Annotated in this window: 12 protein-coding genes; 8 read left to right on the top strand and 4 right to left on the bottom strand. The window is 65.0% G+C overall.

Translation table 11 applies throughout. From position 1 onward, the window contains the following. Window positions 1-18: 18 nt before the first annotated feature. Window positions 19-1,443, bottom strand: a complete 1,425-nt coding sequence (locus EN853_RS06445; protein ID WP_245516839.1) for an esterase-like activity of phytase family protein — start codon at window positions 1,441-1,443, stop codon at window positions 19-21. A 257-nt stretch (window positions 1,444-1,700) separates the two neighbouring features. Between EN853_RS06445 and EN853_RS06440 the strand changes: the two genes are divergently transcribed. Further along, on the top strand, window positions 1,701-2,015 hold the full coding sequence (locus tag EN853_RS06440) for a hypothetical protein (RefSeq protein WP_127858730.1): 315 nt from the start codon (window positions 1,701-1,703) through the stop codon (window positions 2,013-2,015). A 67-nt stretch (window positions 2,016-2,082) separates the two neighbouring features. Here EN853_RS06440 and EN853_RS06435 read toward each other — a convergent pair whose 3' ends face one another. Beyond that, a complete protein-coding gene (locus EN853_RS06435) occupies window positions 2,083-3,108 on the bottom strand; it encodes a LacI family DNA-binding transcriptional regulator (protein WP_127858731.1) in 1,026 nt (341 codons plus the stop codon). A 194-nt stretch (window positions 3,109-3,302) separates the two neighbouring features. Between EN853_RS06435 and EN853_RS06430 the strand changes: the two genes are divergently transcribed. From EN853_RS06430 to EN853_RS06410, 5 genes are all read left to right on the top strand, one after another. After that, window positions 3,303-4,331 (top strand): Gfo/Idh/MocA family oxidoreductase, encoded by a 1,029-nt coding sequence (locus EN853_RS06430; protein WP_127858732.1) that lies wholly within the window; start codon window positions 3,303-3,305, stop codon window positions 4,329-4,331. Beyond that, window positions 4,331-5,239 carry a sugar phosphate isomerase/epimerase gene (locus tag EN853_RS06425; RefSeq protein WP_127858733.1) on the top strand — a complete coding sequence of 303 codons (909 nt, stop codon included), beginning with the start codon at window positions 4,331-4,333 and terminating at the stop codon, window positions 5,237-5,239. The genes EN853_RS06430 and EN853_RS06425 overlap by 1 nt, the downstream gene beginning before the upstream one ends. A 97-nt stretch (window positions 5,240-5,336) precedes the next feature. After that, window positions 5,337-6,350: a substrate-binding domain-containing protein gene (locus tag EN853_RS06420; RefSeq protein WP_127858734.1), complete on the top strand. Its 1,014-nt coding sequence runs from the start codon at window positions 5,337-5,339 to the stop codon at window positions 6,348-6,350. Window positions 6,351-6,433: 83 nt separating this feature from the next. Continuing rightward, entirely contained in the window at window positions 6,434-7,222 is a 789-nt protein-coding gene (locus EN853_RS06415; protein WP_127858735.1) for an ATP-binding cassette domain-containing protein, read from the top strand. An 11-nt stretch (window positions 7,223-7,233) separates the two neighbouring features. Beyond that, the gene (locus EN853_RS06410; RefSeq protein WP_127858736.1) at window positions 7,234-8,268 is read left to right on the top strand and encodes an ABC transporter permease; all 1,035 of its coding nucleotides are present in this window, start codon (window positions 7,234-7,236) and stop codon (window positions 8,266-8,268) included. Window positions 8,269-8,309: 41 nt separating this feature from the next. Here the strand turns inward: EN853_RS06410 and EN853_RS06405 are convergent, their stop codons facing one another. After that, a complete protein-coding gene (locus EN853_RS06405) occupies window positions 8,310-10,976 on the bottom strand; it encodes a UvrD-helicase domain-containing protein (RefSeq protein ID WP_127858737.1) in 2,667 nt (888 codons plus the stop codon). Window positions 10,977-11,159: 183 nt separating this feature from the next. Here EN853_RS06405 and EN853_RS06400 point away from each other — a divergent pair, with 183 nt between their 5' ends. After that, on the top strand, window positions 11,160-13,478 hold the full coding sequence (locus tag EN853_RS06400) for a glucose/quinate/shikimate family membrane-bound PQQ-dependent dehydrogenase (protein WP_127858738.1): 2,319 nt from the start codon (window positions 11,160-11,162) through the stop codon (window positions 13,476-13,478). A 14-nt stretch (window positions 13,479-13,492) separates the two neighbouring features. On the opposite strand, the gene EN853_RS33875 is transcribed toward EN853_RS06400, so the two are convergent. After that, window positions 13,493-13,645, bottom strand: a complete 153-nt coding sequence (locus EN853_RS33875) for a hypothetical protein (RefSeq protein WP_167522498.1) — start codon at window positions 13,643-13,645, stop codon at window positions 13,493-13,495. A gap of 18 nt (window positions 13,646-13,663) precedes the next feature. Between EN853_RS33875 and EN853_RS06395 the strand changes: the two genes are divergently transcribed. Then, the gene (locus EN853_RS06395) at window positions 13,664-14,551 is read left to right on the top strand and encodes a dienelactone hydrolase family protein (protein WP_127858739.1); all 888 of its coding nucleotides are present in this window, start codon (window positions 13,664-13,666) and stop codon (window positions 14,549-14,551) included. Window positions 14,552-14,562: the final 11 nt, after the last annotated feature.

Raw genomic sequence — 14,562 nt, 5'->3', positions numbered from 1 at the left:
CAGCGCCGGCAGCGCTAGCTAGTTCTGAACGAGGCTGTTTCCGGCGAGACCTGGGAGGGTGACCTGATAGACGAGGAAGGTGGTGTCGACATCGGCGCCGTCCTCGGCCTTGTAGGGCGCGCCGACCTGGAAGCCGTCCTGGGCGAGAAAATCGTTGTCGTTGGCGACGAACAGGAAATAGTCGTCGGGCAGTTTCGGATCGAGCACGCTGACCAGCGACATCGCTTCCCACTTCTCCGAGAGGTTGTTCCTGTCGTTCGGCGCGCCATTGTGCAGGCCGAAGCGGCCGAGCTCGCCCTTGTCGTTGATGTCGATGAACGAGGTCAGCCTGGCCGACGTCACAGACGGGTCGAGCACGCCTTTCGGCGCCACCGGCTTGTCGGCGGTGTCGAACGGGCCGTTGGCGATATCGGTCGCGGCGGAGAGATCGACGATCTCGATCTTGCGATAGAGCGACTCCTCGCCCTTGACGCCCTGGCCGTTGCCTGAGTCGCGGACGAGCATCAGGAAGCTCTTGTCGGACAGCGCCACGATCTCGCTCTGCGCGGCCACCTTGGTCTTGCCCTTGGCATCCTTGAAGACCGGCAGCGGCACGACATATTCGTGCGCCAGCTTGAGGTGGGCGAAATCGGAAGCGTCATAGACCAGCGCGCGGGTGTTCTGGCGCGTCGAGCCTGAATCGCCGCCATCCTGGCGCGGCGCCGACTGCAGCACGGCGATCAGGAACTTGCCGTCCGGCGTCATCGACATGCCTTCGAGGCCCTGGTTGTTCTGGCGGCCGGTCTCGGGATCCTTCGGATCGGGCTCGGCCGCGCCGGGGCCGGGATTGTCGGAAGCGAAGTTCGGCTTGCCGTGGCGCACCGGCACCAGCGCCGCCGGCGGCTGGATGGCCGACATCAGACGGCCGTCGGCCGAGAAGCGGTAGATGTTCGGGCCGTATTCGTCGGAGATGAACATGGTGCCGTCGGGCAGCCGCACGATCGCTTCGTCGTCAAGCGACAGCTTGCCGTTGTCGGCCCGCGGCAGCATCGGCATGTCGCCGGCGGCGGGGCGCACGCCGTTCAGCGGATCGAGGCCGGTGGCGTCGGTGCCCTTGTCGTCGGTGAGCAGCATAGTGTCGGCGAGCGTCGCCTTGACGCCCGATTGTTCCTGGCCCGCAGCAGGGGCGGCGCCGGGAGCGGTCGGAGTCAGTTCGATCGAAATGGTGTTGAGACGCGGCCGGTAGTCGGTGGTGCCGGCGACGTTGTAGCCGCGATCCGGCAGCAGCCAAAGCGACCCCTTGTAGCCGGCGCCGTCATGCGTCCAGGACTTGGTGTCGATCGCCATGCCGGAACCTGAGCCGAAGGTCTCGCCGAACTTGTCCTTCTGGCTGGCCGGAATGCGCCCGACGCCGACAAGCCCCTTGTTGACATAGGCAACGCCGTCGGCCAGCGCCGGAGTCATCGCGGTCAACAGAGCGAGCGCAACGCCGAGCGAGACAGTTCTGTTCCGATGTTTCATGGAAATCCCCTTGTGACAAAGCGGAGCGGACGTCGCCAGCACCTTCCGCCCAACGGTCTAGGACGCGAACGTGATACTTGCGTGACAGGGTCGGCGTCCGTCCTGCGGCCGGAACCATGTCCATCTTAATCCGTTGGAGCGGAGCCCTGATGCCGCGTCTCATTGACCGGCCAGGTCAGGGAACAGGAAGGGGACAAGAAATGGGTTTCGACCAGTACCATGAGCCGCCTGAGGAGCTGTCGCAAAAGGTGCGGACCTTTGCCCGCATGATCACCTCGCTGATCGAGGAGGCGGAGGCGATCAGCTGGTACGAACAGCGCATGTCGGTGGAAAAGGACATTCAGGCCCGCGCCATCATGAAGAATGCGCAAGGCGAGGAGTTCAAGCATTTCGGCATGAATCTCGAATTCCTGCTGCGTCAGAAGGAGGACTGGCGCGCGGAGCTGAAGGAGATCCTGTTCACGTCAGGCGACATCGTCAAACGCGGCGAGGCAGGCGAGAAGAAGGCGGATTGAAGTCCACTGGGACGCAGCCAACGTGGCCTGAACAGCAAATCTACGGCGGCTCCCGCTTCCACCACCCTCAATCGCTCTCCCGCGCGATCAGCTCCAGCGGCCAGATTTCGCGCATGATCCGCGTTCCCTCGGGGCCGGCATGGGCCGGGAGCGAGGCCAGCAACATTTCGGCCAGCCGCCGGCCCATGGGCTCCAGCGACGGACGGAAGGCGGTCAGCGCCGGCGAGAAGTAGCGGCAAAGCGGCGTGTCGACGATGACGATCACCGCGATGTCGTGGCCGGGCCTGATGCCCATCTCAGCCAGTGCCTTGCAGCCGCCGAGCGCCATAGCGTCATTGTTGAAGATGATGGCTGTCGGCCGGTCCTTGGAGAGCATCACGCGCGGCGTCACCTGGTAGCCGCCGGCCTCGTTGATGAAGCCGTCGGCGATCAGGCCGGGGTCGACTTCGATGCCGTGCCTCTTCAGCGCCTTGCGGTAGCCGTCGAGGAACAGGTAGCCGAAGTTGAGATCAAGCGAAGGGCGGATGGCGGCAATGCGGCGGTGGCCGCGCGCGACCAGCCGGTCGACGGCTTCATCACCCGCCCTCTCGAAATCGATATCGAGCGAAGGATAGGTGTCGCCGCCGGATTGACTTCGGCCAAGCGTGGCGAAGGGAAAGCCGGCCTTGCTGAGATAGTCGATCCGATCGTCTTCCCGCCGTGTATTGGCCAACACGACCGCGTCGGCCCGGCGTGTCTCAACCACGCGGCGCAGCCTCTCCTGCTGATATTGGCCGGGCTCACCCATGACGACCATCAGATCTAGGTCATGCTCGGCGAGCCGCGCCTGCAGACCGATCAGAAAGGGAATGAAGAACGGTTCGCCATATTGCTGGTCGCCCGGATGCGGCTGCAGCATGAAGGCGATTGAACGGGTGGCGCCCTGGCGCAGGCTGCGGCCCGACTGGTTGGGCGAATAGTTCAGCTTCCTGGCCGCCTCGAGCACGCGCTGGCGCGTCTCCGCATTGACATCGGCGCGGCCGTTCAGCGCGCGGGACACCGTGCCGATCGAAATGTTCAGATGACGCGCAAGGTCGTGAATGCTGGACGCCAAAAGCCACTCTCCCCTGTCTTCGCTAGCACCGGCCGCCCTTCAGGCCAAGGCTTCGGACGATTTTCTCGGACAGCCAGTTGACATTCTACGCTATCGGGTGTGTTCTCGTAAACGTTTACGGAAAAACGTTTACGGTGATGCCGTGGATGCCGTGACACTCGGCCTGGAGGGGTCGAGCAGAGGAGGAGCGCTGGATGATGAAGGTCGTCCTGGTCGGGTGCGGAGCCATGAGCAGGCAGTGGCTCGATGCCGCAAGGCAGATCGACGGGCTCGCTATTGTCGGCCTTGTCGACCTCGACGCCGAGCGGGCGCAGGCGAGGGCGCGCGAATATAACCTAACCAATGCCGTCATCGGCACCAGCCTCGACGCCATCCTCGACCAGACCAGGCCCGACGCCGTATTCGACGTCGTCGTTCCTGCTGCCCGGCGCGACGTGGCCTTTTCCGCCTTCGCCCATCATTGCCATCTGCTGACCGAAAAACCGCTGGCCGACAGTCCGGACAATGCGCGCGCCATCATCGAAGCGGCGCGCCAGGCAGGACGAGTCCATGCCGTCGTCCAGAACCGTCGCTATGTCGCCAATGTCAGGCGCATCAGGCGCTTTCTCGACTCCGGCGCCATCGGCGCGCCGACCAGCATCCATGCCGACTTCTTCGTCGCGCCGCATTTCGGCGGTTTTCGCGAGGAGATGGCCCACGTGCTGCTGCTCGACATGGCGATCCACACCTTCGACGCCGCCCGCTACATGGCTGGCGGCGAGCCGGCCAGCGTCTACTGCCAGGAATGGGAGCCGGCCAATTCCTGGTACCGGCAAGGGTCGTCGGCGAGCGCCGTCTTCGATTTCGGCGGCGGCAAGGTCTTCACCTATGCCGGGTCCTGGTGCGCCGACGGCTTCCGCACCAGCTGGGAAGGCAGCTGGCGCATCGTCGCCGAGCGCGGCAGCCTGCTGTGGGACGGCCATGACGGGCTGAAGGCTCAGGTGGTTGGGTCCGGCCGCGACGGTATCATCGACAAGACCCAGCCGATCGAGGTTCCGTCGCTCGATCCCGCCGATCAGGTGGGCGGCCATCTCGGCATCATCAAGGATTTCATGCGCGCGATCGAGACCGGCACCGAACCGGAGACGCGCGGCACCGACAACATCAAGAGCCTGGCCATGGTCTTCGGCGCGATCGAAAGCGCCGAAACCGGACGCAGGGTCGCAATCGCCAAGGATGCGTAATGATGCCGAACCCGCTTCTCGACATCCGGATCGGCACCATGGTGCGGGCCAACCTCGACGACCCGGCGGCCTATGTCAGGCAGATCCTGCCGCTCGGTTTCGAGAGCATCCAGCCGTTCTTCTGGCAGACGCTGGGCGGCAAGGATTTGCCGCGGCTCGCTGGCCAAATAAGCGAGGCGATCGGCGATGCCGACGTCACAGTGTCCTCGATCGGCGTGTTCGGCAATCCGCTGGAAAGCGGCGATACCGACCGCGGCGTGCTCAAGGCCTGGGAAACGGTGATCGACAATGCGCATCTGTTCGGCGCTTCGATCGTCAGCGGCTTCACCGGGCGCATCCGCGGCAAGCCGCTGACCGAAAGCCTGCCGCGCTTCCGCGAGGTCTGGGGGGCGCTGGCCAGGCGCGCGGCCGACAAGGGCGTGCGCATCGCTTTCGAGAATTGCGCCATGGACGGCAACTGGGCGAGCGGCGACTGGAACATCGCCCACAATCCCGACGCCTGGGAGCTGATGTTCAACGAGTTGCCGAACGACAATCTCGGCCTCGAATGGGAGCCCTGCCACCAGCTCGTCTACCTGATCGACCCGGTTCCGCAGATCCGCAAATGGGCGCCGCGCATTTTTCACGTCCACGGCAAGGACGCGACGGTGCGCTGGGACGTGATCCGCGAGCACGGCGTGTTCGGCCGCCTGCCTTTCGTGCAGATGCGCACGCCCGGTTTCGGCGACAGCGACTGGATGCGCGTGATCAGCGAGTTGCGGCTGGCCGGCTACAAGGGCGCCATCGACATCGAAGGCTGGCACGATCCGGTCTATCGCGGCGACCTCGAGATCACCGGCCAGGTGCGGGCGCTCGACTATCTCAAGCAGTGCAGGGGAGGCGCAACCTATCTGCCAAATCCGATGTGAGGACCGGCCGGCGGGAGGAGCCGGCCAGTACTGCGGCGTCACGCCGAGCCATGGTCAAAAACCCTCATCGTGAGGGATCAAAGAGGGAGGAACGTGCATGAGCATCACGACCAGAAGGACTGTTCTGCGCTCGACCGTCGTGGCCGCCGCCACGGCGCTCTGCGCCACAATCTCTGCCTTGCCAGCCTGGGCGCTCGACGCCCAATGGTGCAAGGACGTCCACATCCGCTTCTTCGTCGGCGGCGCCGAGGGCGACGCCTTCGGCACAATCGTCTACAATGGCGCCAAGCAGGCGGCGGCCGATCTCGGCCCGAAGGTCGACTACATCTTCTCCCAATGGGATGTCGAGAAGATGGTGCAGCAATTGCGCGAGGCGGTCGCGGTCAAGCCGCAGGGCATCGCCATGATGGGTCATCCGGGCGACGCGGCGATCATGCCGCTGGCCGAGCAGGCGCACAAGGACGGCATCCAGATGATGTACCAGAACGTGCCGGTGCCGAAGGTGGTGGCGGCGTTTGGCGGCGGTTATGTCGGAGCGCAGCAGGAGCAGCAGGGCCGCGCGCTTGGCGCCGAGGCATTCAAGCTCGGCAAGCTCAAGGCCGGCGACAAGGCGATCATGATCGGCCCGTTCGAGAACGAGAACCGCGGCGCGCGTGAGCGCGGCACGGTCGCGGCCCTTAAGGAGGCCGGCGTCGAGGTCATCCAGCTTTCCTCGCCGCCGAGCGGCGAATGGGCGTCCGATCCCAACCTCGCCATTCCGGTGATCACGGCAGCGCTCCTCAACCACCCCGACGTCAAGGCGGTCGGCTATCCCGGCGGACAGATGCTCGGCAATGTCGCCACCTACATGCAGGCTGCAGGCCGCAAGCCGGGCGACATTTTCAACTTCGGCTTCGACACCAGCCCGCAGATCGTCGAAGGCTTCAAGGGTGGCTGGGTGCAGCTGACGGCTGACCAGCAGCCGTTCCTGCAAGGCTACTTGCCGATCTTGAGCCTTTGCCAGCAAGTGGTCCTCGGCCTTGCACCCATGAATGTCGACACCGGCGCCGGCTTCGTCACACCGGACAACTACCAGGTAGTGTCGGAACTGGCCAAGCAGGCATTGCGCTGACCTCCCAAGCCGCTGGCCGGGCCTGACCCGGCCGGCGGGACCGCCGGCGAAGAGCCGGCAGCCGACATCAAACGAGGATTGCCATGGCCGAACGCATTATCGAACTGCGCGACATCAAGAAATCCTATGGCCAGGTTTATGCGCTGGGCGGCGTCGATCTCAGCGTCGACCGGGGCGAGGTCGTCGGCCTGATCGGCGACAACGGCGCCGGCAAGTCGACGCTGATCAAGATCCTGTCCGGCGTGGTCAAGCCGACCAGCGGCGAGATCCTTGTGCGCGGCAAGCCGGTCACCGGATGGAGTGCTGCGCGCTCACGCGACGCCGGCATCGAGACGGTGTTCCAGGACCGGGCACTGGCCGTGCAGCAGACCATCGTGCGCAACATCTTCATGGGCCGCGAGCTCACCGGCTTTCTCGGCTGGCTCAAGGTCAACAAGGAAATCGAGGAGGCGAGCCGGCTGATGCGCGAGATCGGCTTCACCTCGAAAGTTTTCACGCCGCAATCGATCGTCGGCCAGCTTTCGGGCGGCGAGCGCCAGGGCGTGGCGATCGCGCGCGCGATCTACAAGCAGGCTGAGCTGATCATCCTCGACGAGCCGACGACCGCGCTGTCGCTGACGGAAACCGCCAAGGTCTTCCACTTCGTGCGCCAGGTGCGGGCGAGCGGCCGCTCGATCCTGTTCATCGGCCACAACATCCACCATGTCTTCGACATCGCCGACCGTTTCGTCGTGCTCGACCGCGGCAAGGTGGCGCTGACGGCCGACCGCAGCGAGGTCAAATCGGCCGAAGATCTCATCAACTTCATGGAAGACGTAGCACATCCGGGCGGATTGCCCGGTCTGCACGGGGAAGCGGAGCAGAGAGCGTGACGAGCAAGGCCATGGAACCCGATCTGCAAACTCCTCTGGGAAGGGCAAGCGGCCAAGCCGGCAAGGAGTGGAGCCATCCGTCCGACAACTGGCTGCGCGGCTTCGTCCTCGACAATCGCGCCTCACTTGGCACGCTCGCGGTGTTCATCGTCATGATGGCGGTGTTCTTGATCGCCAACCCGACCGTCTTCACCACCTGGTATCTCTACAGCTCCGTGCTAACGACGCTCCCCGTCGCGCTGTTCGTGGTGGTGCCGCTGGTCTTCGTCGTCACCTGCGGCGAGATCGACCTGTCCTTCCCGGCGACGATGGGCTTCGCCTCCTGGGTGTTCGCGCTGGTGGTGCAGGCCGGCTATGATCCGTTCCTTGGCATTGTCGCGGCGCTCGTCACCGGGACGCTGCTCGGCTTCCTGGTCGGATCGCTGGTCGTCTATGGCGGGCTGTCGTCGCTGATCGCCACGCTCGGCATGAATTTCCTGCTGCGCGGCCTGATCCAGATCATCAACGAAGGCAAGTCGACGGCACTGACCAACCTTGCCGACAGCTCGGCCTACGCGATCTTCTCCAGCCAGATCTGGGGCATTCCGGTGCAGATCTTCTGGGCGATTGCTTTCGTTGTCTTCTCGGCGCTGCTCTACAACCGTCACCGCTTCGGTGCGCAGGTGAAGGTGGTCGGCGACAATCCCGACAGCGCCAGGCAGATGGGCATCGACGTCAAGCTTGTGCGGGTGAAAGTGTTCGTCTTCGTCGGCATCGGCGCCGCGATCGCCGGCACCTTCTCGGTGATGATCAACTTCACGTGGTGGCCGACGGCGGGCGACGGCTATCTGCTGCCGGTGCTGGCGTCGGTGTTCGTCGGCGGCACGCCGACCTGGGGCGGCATCGGCACGGTGGTCGGCGGCGCAATTGGCGCGGTTACGGTCTCGTTCATCCAGACCGGCGTGGTGGCGGCGGGCCTGAGCGGCTTCTACGTGCAGTTCTTCAACGGGCTGATCATCATCCTGTCGCTGCTCGGCCACAAGTGGAACCAGGCACGCTATCGGTGAGCGTCAGCGGTTGAAGTTGGGCGCTTCGGTATCAGGGCAGCTCAAACGCTGGTGACGAAGCCGTCCAGCACTCGCTTCTGGCCGGCCTTGTCGAAGTCGATGGTGAGCTTGTTGCCGTCGATGGCGGCGATGTTGCCGTTGCCGAATTTCTGGTGGAAGACGCGGTCGCCCAGCTTGAAGGCGGACGGCGTGTCGGCGACGGATTTGGCGACCAGTTCGCCCTCGATGGTGCGGCCCTTCACGCTGGTGCGGCCGGCGCCGTAGCCAGAGTCGGTTTCGCCGTAGCCGATGCGCTCGACCTGATGGCCTGAGCGCGTGCCCCAGTTGCGGTCCGTCGCCTCGGTGCGGTTCGCCTGCGCGCGCTGCCAGCCGGGCGTCGCATAGGTGTTGGAGAAGCTGCCCGATTTCTCGGCGCCGATATTGTCGAAGCGCGAGGCGCCATAGGGGTTCTGCCGGCCGCCGCCGCGTCCCGTGGCGAATGAGCCGCCGCCGTAAGGATTGCCGTACCCGCCATAGGAATTGCCGCCATCGGCGACATCGACATGCGTCTCCGGCAATTCGTCGAGGAAACGGGACGGGATCGTCGACTGCCACAGCCCGTGGATCAGGCGGTTGGAAACGAACCAGATGTGTAGGTTCTTCTTCGCCCGCGTCAGCCCGACATAGGCAAGGCGGCGCTCTTCCTCCAGGCCGGAGCGGCCGCCCTCGTCCAGCGCGCGCTGGTGCGGAAAGAGTCCTTCTTCCCAGCCGGGCAGGAAGACGGTCTCGAATTCGAGGCCCTTGGCCGAGTGCAGCGTCATGATCGAGACCGCGTCGAGCGACTCGCCCTGCTCGGCCTCCATGACCAGCGCGACATGCTCGAGGAAGGCGCGCAGCGACTCGTACTCCTCCATGGAGCGGATCAGTTCCTTGAGGTTTTCCAGCCGTCCGGGCGCTTCGGCCGAACGGTCGTTCTTCCACATGTCGGTGTAGCCGCTCTCCTCGAGGATGGTCTCGGCGAGCTCGGTGTGCGGCGTGGTCTCCAGCGCGTTGCGCCAGCGCTCGAAATTGGCAGCGACCTCGCGCAAGGCTGCGCGCGGCTTGGGCTTCAACTCGTCGCTTTCGGCCAGCGTCGCGGCGGCCTCCAGCATCGGAATGCGCATGGCACGCGCCGTGTCGTGGATCTGGCGGATGGTGGCTTCGCCCAAGCCTCGCTTCGGCACGTTGACGATGCGCTCGAAGGCGAGGTCGTCGCCGTTGTTGGCGACGACGCGGAAGAAGGCAAGCGCGTCGCGGATTTCCAGCCGCTCGTAAAAGCGCGGGCCGCCGATGACGCGGTAGTTCAAGCCGAGCGTGATGAAGCGGTCTTCGAAGGCGCGCATCTGGAAGGACGCGCGAACGAGAATCGCCATGTCGTTGAGATCGTGTTTCTGCCGCTGGTAGGCCTCGATGGCCTCGCCGATGGCTCGTGCTTCTTCCTCCGAGTCCCAGGCGGCATGGACATGCACCTTGTCGTCCTCGGGGTCGTCGCGGTCGGTGAACAGCGTCTTGCCGAAGCGGCCTTCGTTAAAGGCGATGAGATGCGAGGCCGCACCGAGGATGTGCGCGGTCGAGCGGTAGTTGCGTTCCAGCCGGATGATGGTGGCGCCAGGGAAATCCTTGTCGAAGCGCAGGATGTTGTCGACCTCGGCGCCGCGCCAGCCGTAGATCGACTGGTCGTCGTCGCCGACGCAGCAGATATTTACGGTCGCACGGGTTTCGGCCGACCGCGCCTTACCCTCCCCTCGATGGGGAGGATCGTCGCGAAGCGACGGGGAGGGGTGACCGGCGCCGGCGCCGCCACCCCCACCCGCGCCGCTCCGCGGCGCGACCTCCCCCATCGAGGGGGAGGTAGGTCTTTGCGCCAGCAGCCGCAGCCACATATATTGCGCGGTGTTGGTGTCCTGGTACTCGTCGACGAGGATGTATTTGAACTTGCGGTGATACTCCTTCAGCACGTCCGGATAGGCGCGGAAGATGCGGATCGGGTGATAGAGCAGATCGCCGAAGTCGCAGGAATTCAGCGCCTGCAGCCGTTCCTGATAGGCCTTGTAGAGCTGGCGGCCCTTGCCGTTGCCGAAGCTGCGGGCATCGCCTTCCGGGATCTCGTCAGGCCCAAGGCCCTTGTTCTTCCAGTTGTCGATCATCTGCGCGAACTGCTTGGCAGGCCAGCGCTTATCGTCGAGCCCTTCGGCCTGGATGATCTGCTTGATCAGCCGCACCACGTCGTCGGTGTCGAGGATGGTGAAATCGGATTTCAGCCCGGCCAACTCGGCGTGACGGCGCAAGAGCTTGACGCCGATCGAGTGGAAAGTGCCGAGCCAGGGCATGCCCTCGACATTGCCTTCGCCGATCAGGATGCCGATGCGCTGCTTCATCTCGCGCGCGGCCTTGTTGGTGAAGGTGACGGCCAGAATCTGCGACGGGAAGGCCCTGCCGGTGGCCAGAATGTGGGCTATGCGGGTGGTCAGGACGCGCGTCTTGCCGGTGCCGGCGCCGGCCAGCACCAGAACCGGTCCCTCGGTGGTTTCCACCGCCAGCCGCTGCTCGGGATTAAGGCCTTTCAGATAGTCGGGCGCGCTGTTTTGGGCGCTACGAGCCGCCATGGCGCGCGCGGCAATGCCGGACGGGGCCGCGGGCCGCGCATTCGGTTCGTCAAAGAAGGGCATGTCTTCGGAAAAGCCGGACATCGCCCCGAATGTAGTGATTCGGTAGCGAAAGGCCAGAAGTGTCTACGTTTTGTTCCATTTTTGCACCGCCCCGGTTCGCTTGACAGGCGCGGCCGGTGAGGGAAAGCTGCGGGCAAGGGCAGGGACGGCAAGCCGTTGCCTGGAGAGCCGTCGCAGGCGCGCAACAGTCGAAGGAGTATCATCTTGGCTGTCACGATCACCTCCCTCGTCCTTTTCCTCATCGGCCTGGTGCTTGGCGGCGGCGGCATCTGGCTCGCTGTGCTGGGCGGCAGCTGGTACTACGCCATCGCCGGCCTGGTCCTCTTGGTCAACGCCTGGCTGCTCTTCAGGCGCAAGTCGACATCGCTCTGGCTCTACGCTGCTTTCGTCATCGCAACACTGTGCTGGGCTGTCTGGGAGATCGGCTTCGACTGGTGGCAGCTCGGTCCGCGCGGCGGCGTCATCGTGCTGATCGCGCTGTGGCTGTTGACACCGCGGGCAAGACGGGGGTTCACCGGTCCGGATGGACGCGCGCCGCTGATCCTGGCAGTGCTCGCCTCGCTGGCGGTGGCAGGCTATTCGATGACCGCCGACCCCAAAGACATCGGCGGCGGCCTCGGCACGGACAAGGTAACGCCGACTGCCAATCTCGGCGGCGACATCCCGGCCGGCGAATGGCATTTCTACGGGCGGACGCCGTTTGGCCAGCGCTATTCGCCGCTCGGCCAGATCACGCCGGACAATGTCGCAAAGCTGCAGCCGGCCTGGACCTATCGCACCGGCGATGTGAAGGGTCCCGACGACATCGGCGAGACGACCTATCAGGTGACGCCGCTGAAAGTGGGCGACGCGCTCTACGTCTGCACGCCGCACAATTTCGCCATCGCCATCGATGCCGCAAGCGGCAAGGAGAAATGGCGCTACGATCCGAAGATCAAGCTCGATCCCAACCGCCAGCATCAGACCTGCCGCGGCGTGTCCTATTACGCCGATGCCAAGATCGCGGCCGGCCAGCCTTGCGCCGCGCGTGTCTACCTGCCGACGTCTGACGCACGTCTCATCGCGCTCGACGCGGCGAACGGGCAGGTGTGTCCGTCCTTCGCCGAGGGCGGCACGCTGAACCTGATGGCCAACATGCCGTATCCGAAGTCGGGCTATTATTACTCGACCTCGGCGCCGCTGATCGTCGCCGGCAAGATCATTGTCGGCGGCGCGGTAAACGACAATTATTCGACCGAGGAGCCGTCGGGCGTTATCCGCGCCTATGATGCCGGCACCGGCGCGCTGCTGTGGAACTGGGATTCCGGCAATCCGGACCAGACGACCCCGCTGCCGGCCGGCCAGACCTACACGCATAACTCGCCCAACATGTGGTCGACGGCGAGCGCGGACGAGAAGCTCGGCCTGCTCTATGTGCCGCTCGGCAACCAGACGCCGGACCAGCTCGGCATGGGCCGCAGCGCCAATGTCGAGAAGTTCTCCTCCTCGATCACCGCGCTCGACCTCAACACCGGGCAGTTGCGCTGGGTGCGCCAGACCGTGCATCACGATCTGTGGGACATGGACGTGCCGGCGCAGCCGACGCTCGTCGACATCACCTCGGCCGGCGGCGCTGTCGTGCCGGCGCTGGTCGGGCCGACCAAGCAGGGCGACCTCTACGTGCTCGACCGGCGCACGGGCGAGCCGATCATCCCGGTGAAGGAAGTGCCGGCACCGGGCGGCGCGATCGAGGGCGACCATGCATCGCCGACGCAGCCGTCTTCGGCTCTATCGTTCAATCCCAAGCCGCTGACCGGCGCCGACATGTGGGGCATCACCATGTTCGACCAGCTGGCGTGCCGAATCGAGCTTCGGAAATTGCGCTATGAGGGGCGCTACACGCCACCCTCGCTGCAGGGCTCGCTGATCTATCCCGGCAATTTCGGCGTCTTCAACTGGGGCGGCGTCGCCGTCGATCCGGTGCGGCAAGTGATGTTCGGCATGCCGACCTATCTGGCGTTCACGTCGCGGCTGATACCCCGCGCGGATGTGCCGCCGCCGGGCGACAACACCAAGGGCAGCGAGCAGGGGCTCAATCGCAACGAGGGTGCGCCTTACGCGGTGGTGATGGGGCCGTTCCTGTCGCCGCTCGGCATTCCTTGCCAGGCGCCGCCCTGGGGCTATGTCGCCGGCGTCGACCTCAGGACCGGCCAGATCGCCTACAAGCATCGCAACGGCACCGTCTACGACATGACGCCGCTGCCGCTACCGTTCAAGGTCGGCGTGCCGGGCATCGGTGGGCCGATGATCACCGCCGGCGGGGTTGCCTTCCTGGGAGCCGCGGTCGACGACTATCTGCGCGCCTACGACCTCACCACCGGCAGGCAGCTCTGGCAGGCGAGGCTGCCGGCCGGCGGGCAGTCGACGCCGATGACCTACACGGTCGCCGACGGCCGTCAGTTCGTGGTCATCGTCGCCGGAGGCCACGGCTCGGTCGGCACCAAGCCTGGCGACTATGTGATGGCCTATACGCTGCCGAAATAGCCGCTCTCGTCCGTTCAGAGGCCGAGATGGCTTCTCAGTCCGGGCACCTGCCCGAGCACCTGATTGGTGAGATCGGGTCCGGCGGCCATCACATCGTATTTCTGGGCCAGCGCCTTCGCCGGCGGATGACTGGACCGCGCGAGTTCCAACCCTATCTTGCGCGTCAAACAGCCTCGAGGAGAGCCATGCCCAAACCTTCAGCCAAGCCCGTCATCACCCAGGCGATGATCGATGCCTATGACGAGTACACGCATCTGACGCTCGATCGGCGCCGCTTCATGGAGCAACTGACAAGACTTGCGGGATCGGGGGCCGCAGCCGCCTCGATCGCGCCGATGCTGGCGGCGAAGTCGGCGAAGGCGGCGATCGTCGCCGAGGACGATCCAAGGGTGAAGGGTGAGAACATCACGTATCCCGGCCGCGGCGGCGAGATGAAGGCCTATCTGGTCAAACCGGCAGGTCAATCCGGAAAGCAGGGGACTGTCATCGTCATCCACGAGAACCGGGGACTCAATCCGCATATCCGCGATGTCGCGCGGCGCGTGGCGCTGGAAGGTTTTATCACCCTTGCGCCCGATTTCCTGTCGCCGCTCGGCGGCACGCCGGCTGACGAGGACAAGGCGCGCGACATGTTCACTAAGCTCGATGCTGCCCAAGTCGCGGCCGACGGCGTCGCGACGGTCGCCTATCTCAAGGGCTACAAGGACGGCAACGGCAAGGTCGGCGCGGTCGGCTTCTGCTGGGGCGGCGGCACGGTGAACACGCTCGCCGTCAATGCGCCGGACCTCAGCGCTGGCGTCGCCTACTACGGTATGCAGCCGAGAGCCGAGGACGTGCCGAAGATCAAGGCGGCGCTACTGTTGCACTATGCCGGGCTGGACGAACGCATCGACGCCGGTATCGATGCCTACAAGAAGGCGCTCGACGCCGCGCATGTCGAGTACACCGTCTATGTCTATGAGGGCGTCAACCACGCCTTCAACAACGACACCTCGGCCGCGCGCTACGACAAGAAGGCGGCCGATCTCGCTTGGGGGAGGACGGTCGCGTTTCTGAAAGAGAAGCTGGCCTGACCTAAGTCTGA

It is taken from the genome of Mesorhizobium sp. M1C.F.Ca.ET.210.01.1.1 (genome assembly GCF_004791585.1).
In the GTDB taxonomy this organism is placed as follows: Bacteria; Pseudomonadota; Alphaproteobacteria; order Rhizobiales; family Rhizobiaceae; genus Mesorhizobium.
This window is presented reverse-complemented; position numbering and strand designations above follow the sequence as displayed.

Coding starts and splice junctions, on each gene's coding strand:
- EN853_RS06445 (WP_245516839.1), bottom strand. CDS start 1,443: ATGACTCCGGCGCTGGCCGACGGCGTTGCCTATGTCAACAAGGGGCTT.
- EN853_RS06440 (WP_127858730.1), top strand. CDS start 1,701: ATGGGTTTCGACCAGTACCATGAGCCGCCTGAGGAGCTGTCGCAAAAG.
- EN853_RS06430 (WP_127858732.1), top strand. CDS start 3,303: ATGATGAAGGTCGTCCTGGTCGGGTGCGGAGCCATGAGCAGGCAGTGG.
- EN853_RS06425 (WP_127858733.1), top strand. CDS start 4,331: ATGATGCCGAACCCGCTTCTCGACATCCGGATCGGCACCATGGTGCGG.
- EN853_RS06420 (WP_127858734.1), top strand. CDS start 5,337: ATGAGCATCACGACCAGAAGGACTGTTCTGCGCTCGACCGTCGTGGCC.
- EN853_RS06415 (WP_127858735.1), top strand. CDS start 6,434: ATGGCCGAACGCATTATCGAACTGCGCGACATCAAGAAATCCTATGGC.
- EN853_RS06410 (WP_127858736.1), top strand. CDS start 7,234: ATGGAACCCGATCTGCAAACTCCTCTGGGAAGGGCAAGCGGCCAAGCC.
- EN853_RS06405 (WP_127858737.1), bottom strand. CDS start 10,976: ATGTCCGGCTTTTCCGAAGACATGCCCTTCTTTGACGAACCGAATGCG.
- EN853_RS06395 (WP_127858739.1), top strand. CDS start 13,664: ATGCCCAAACCTTCAGCCAAGCCCGTCATCACCCAGGCGATGATCGAT.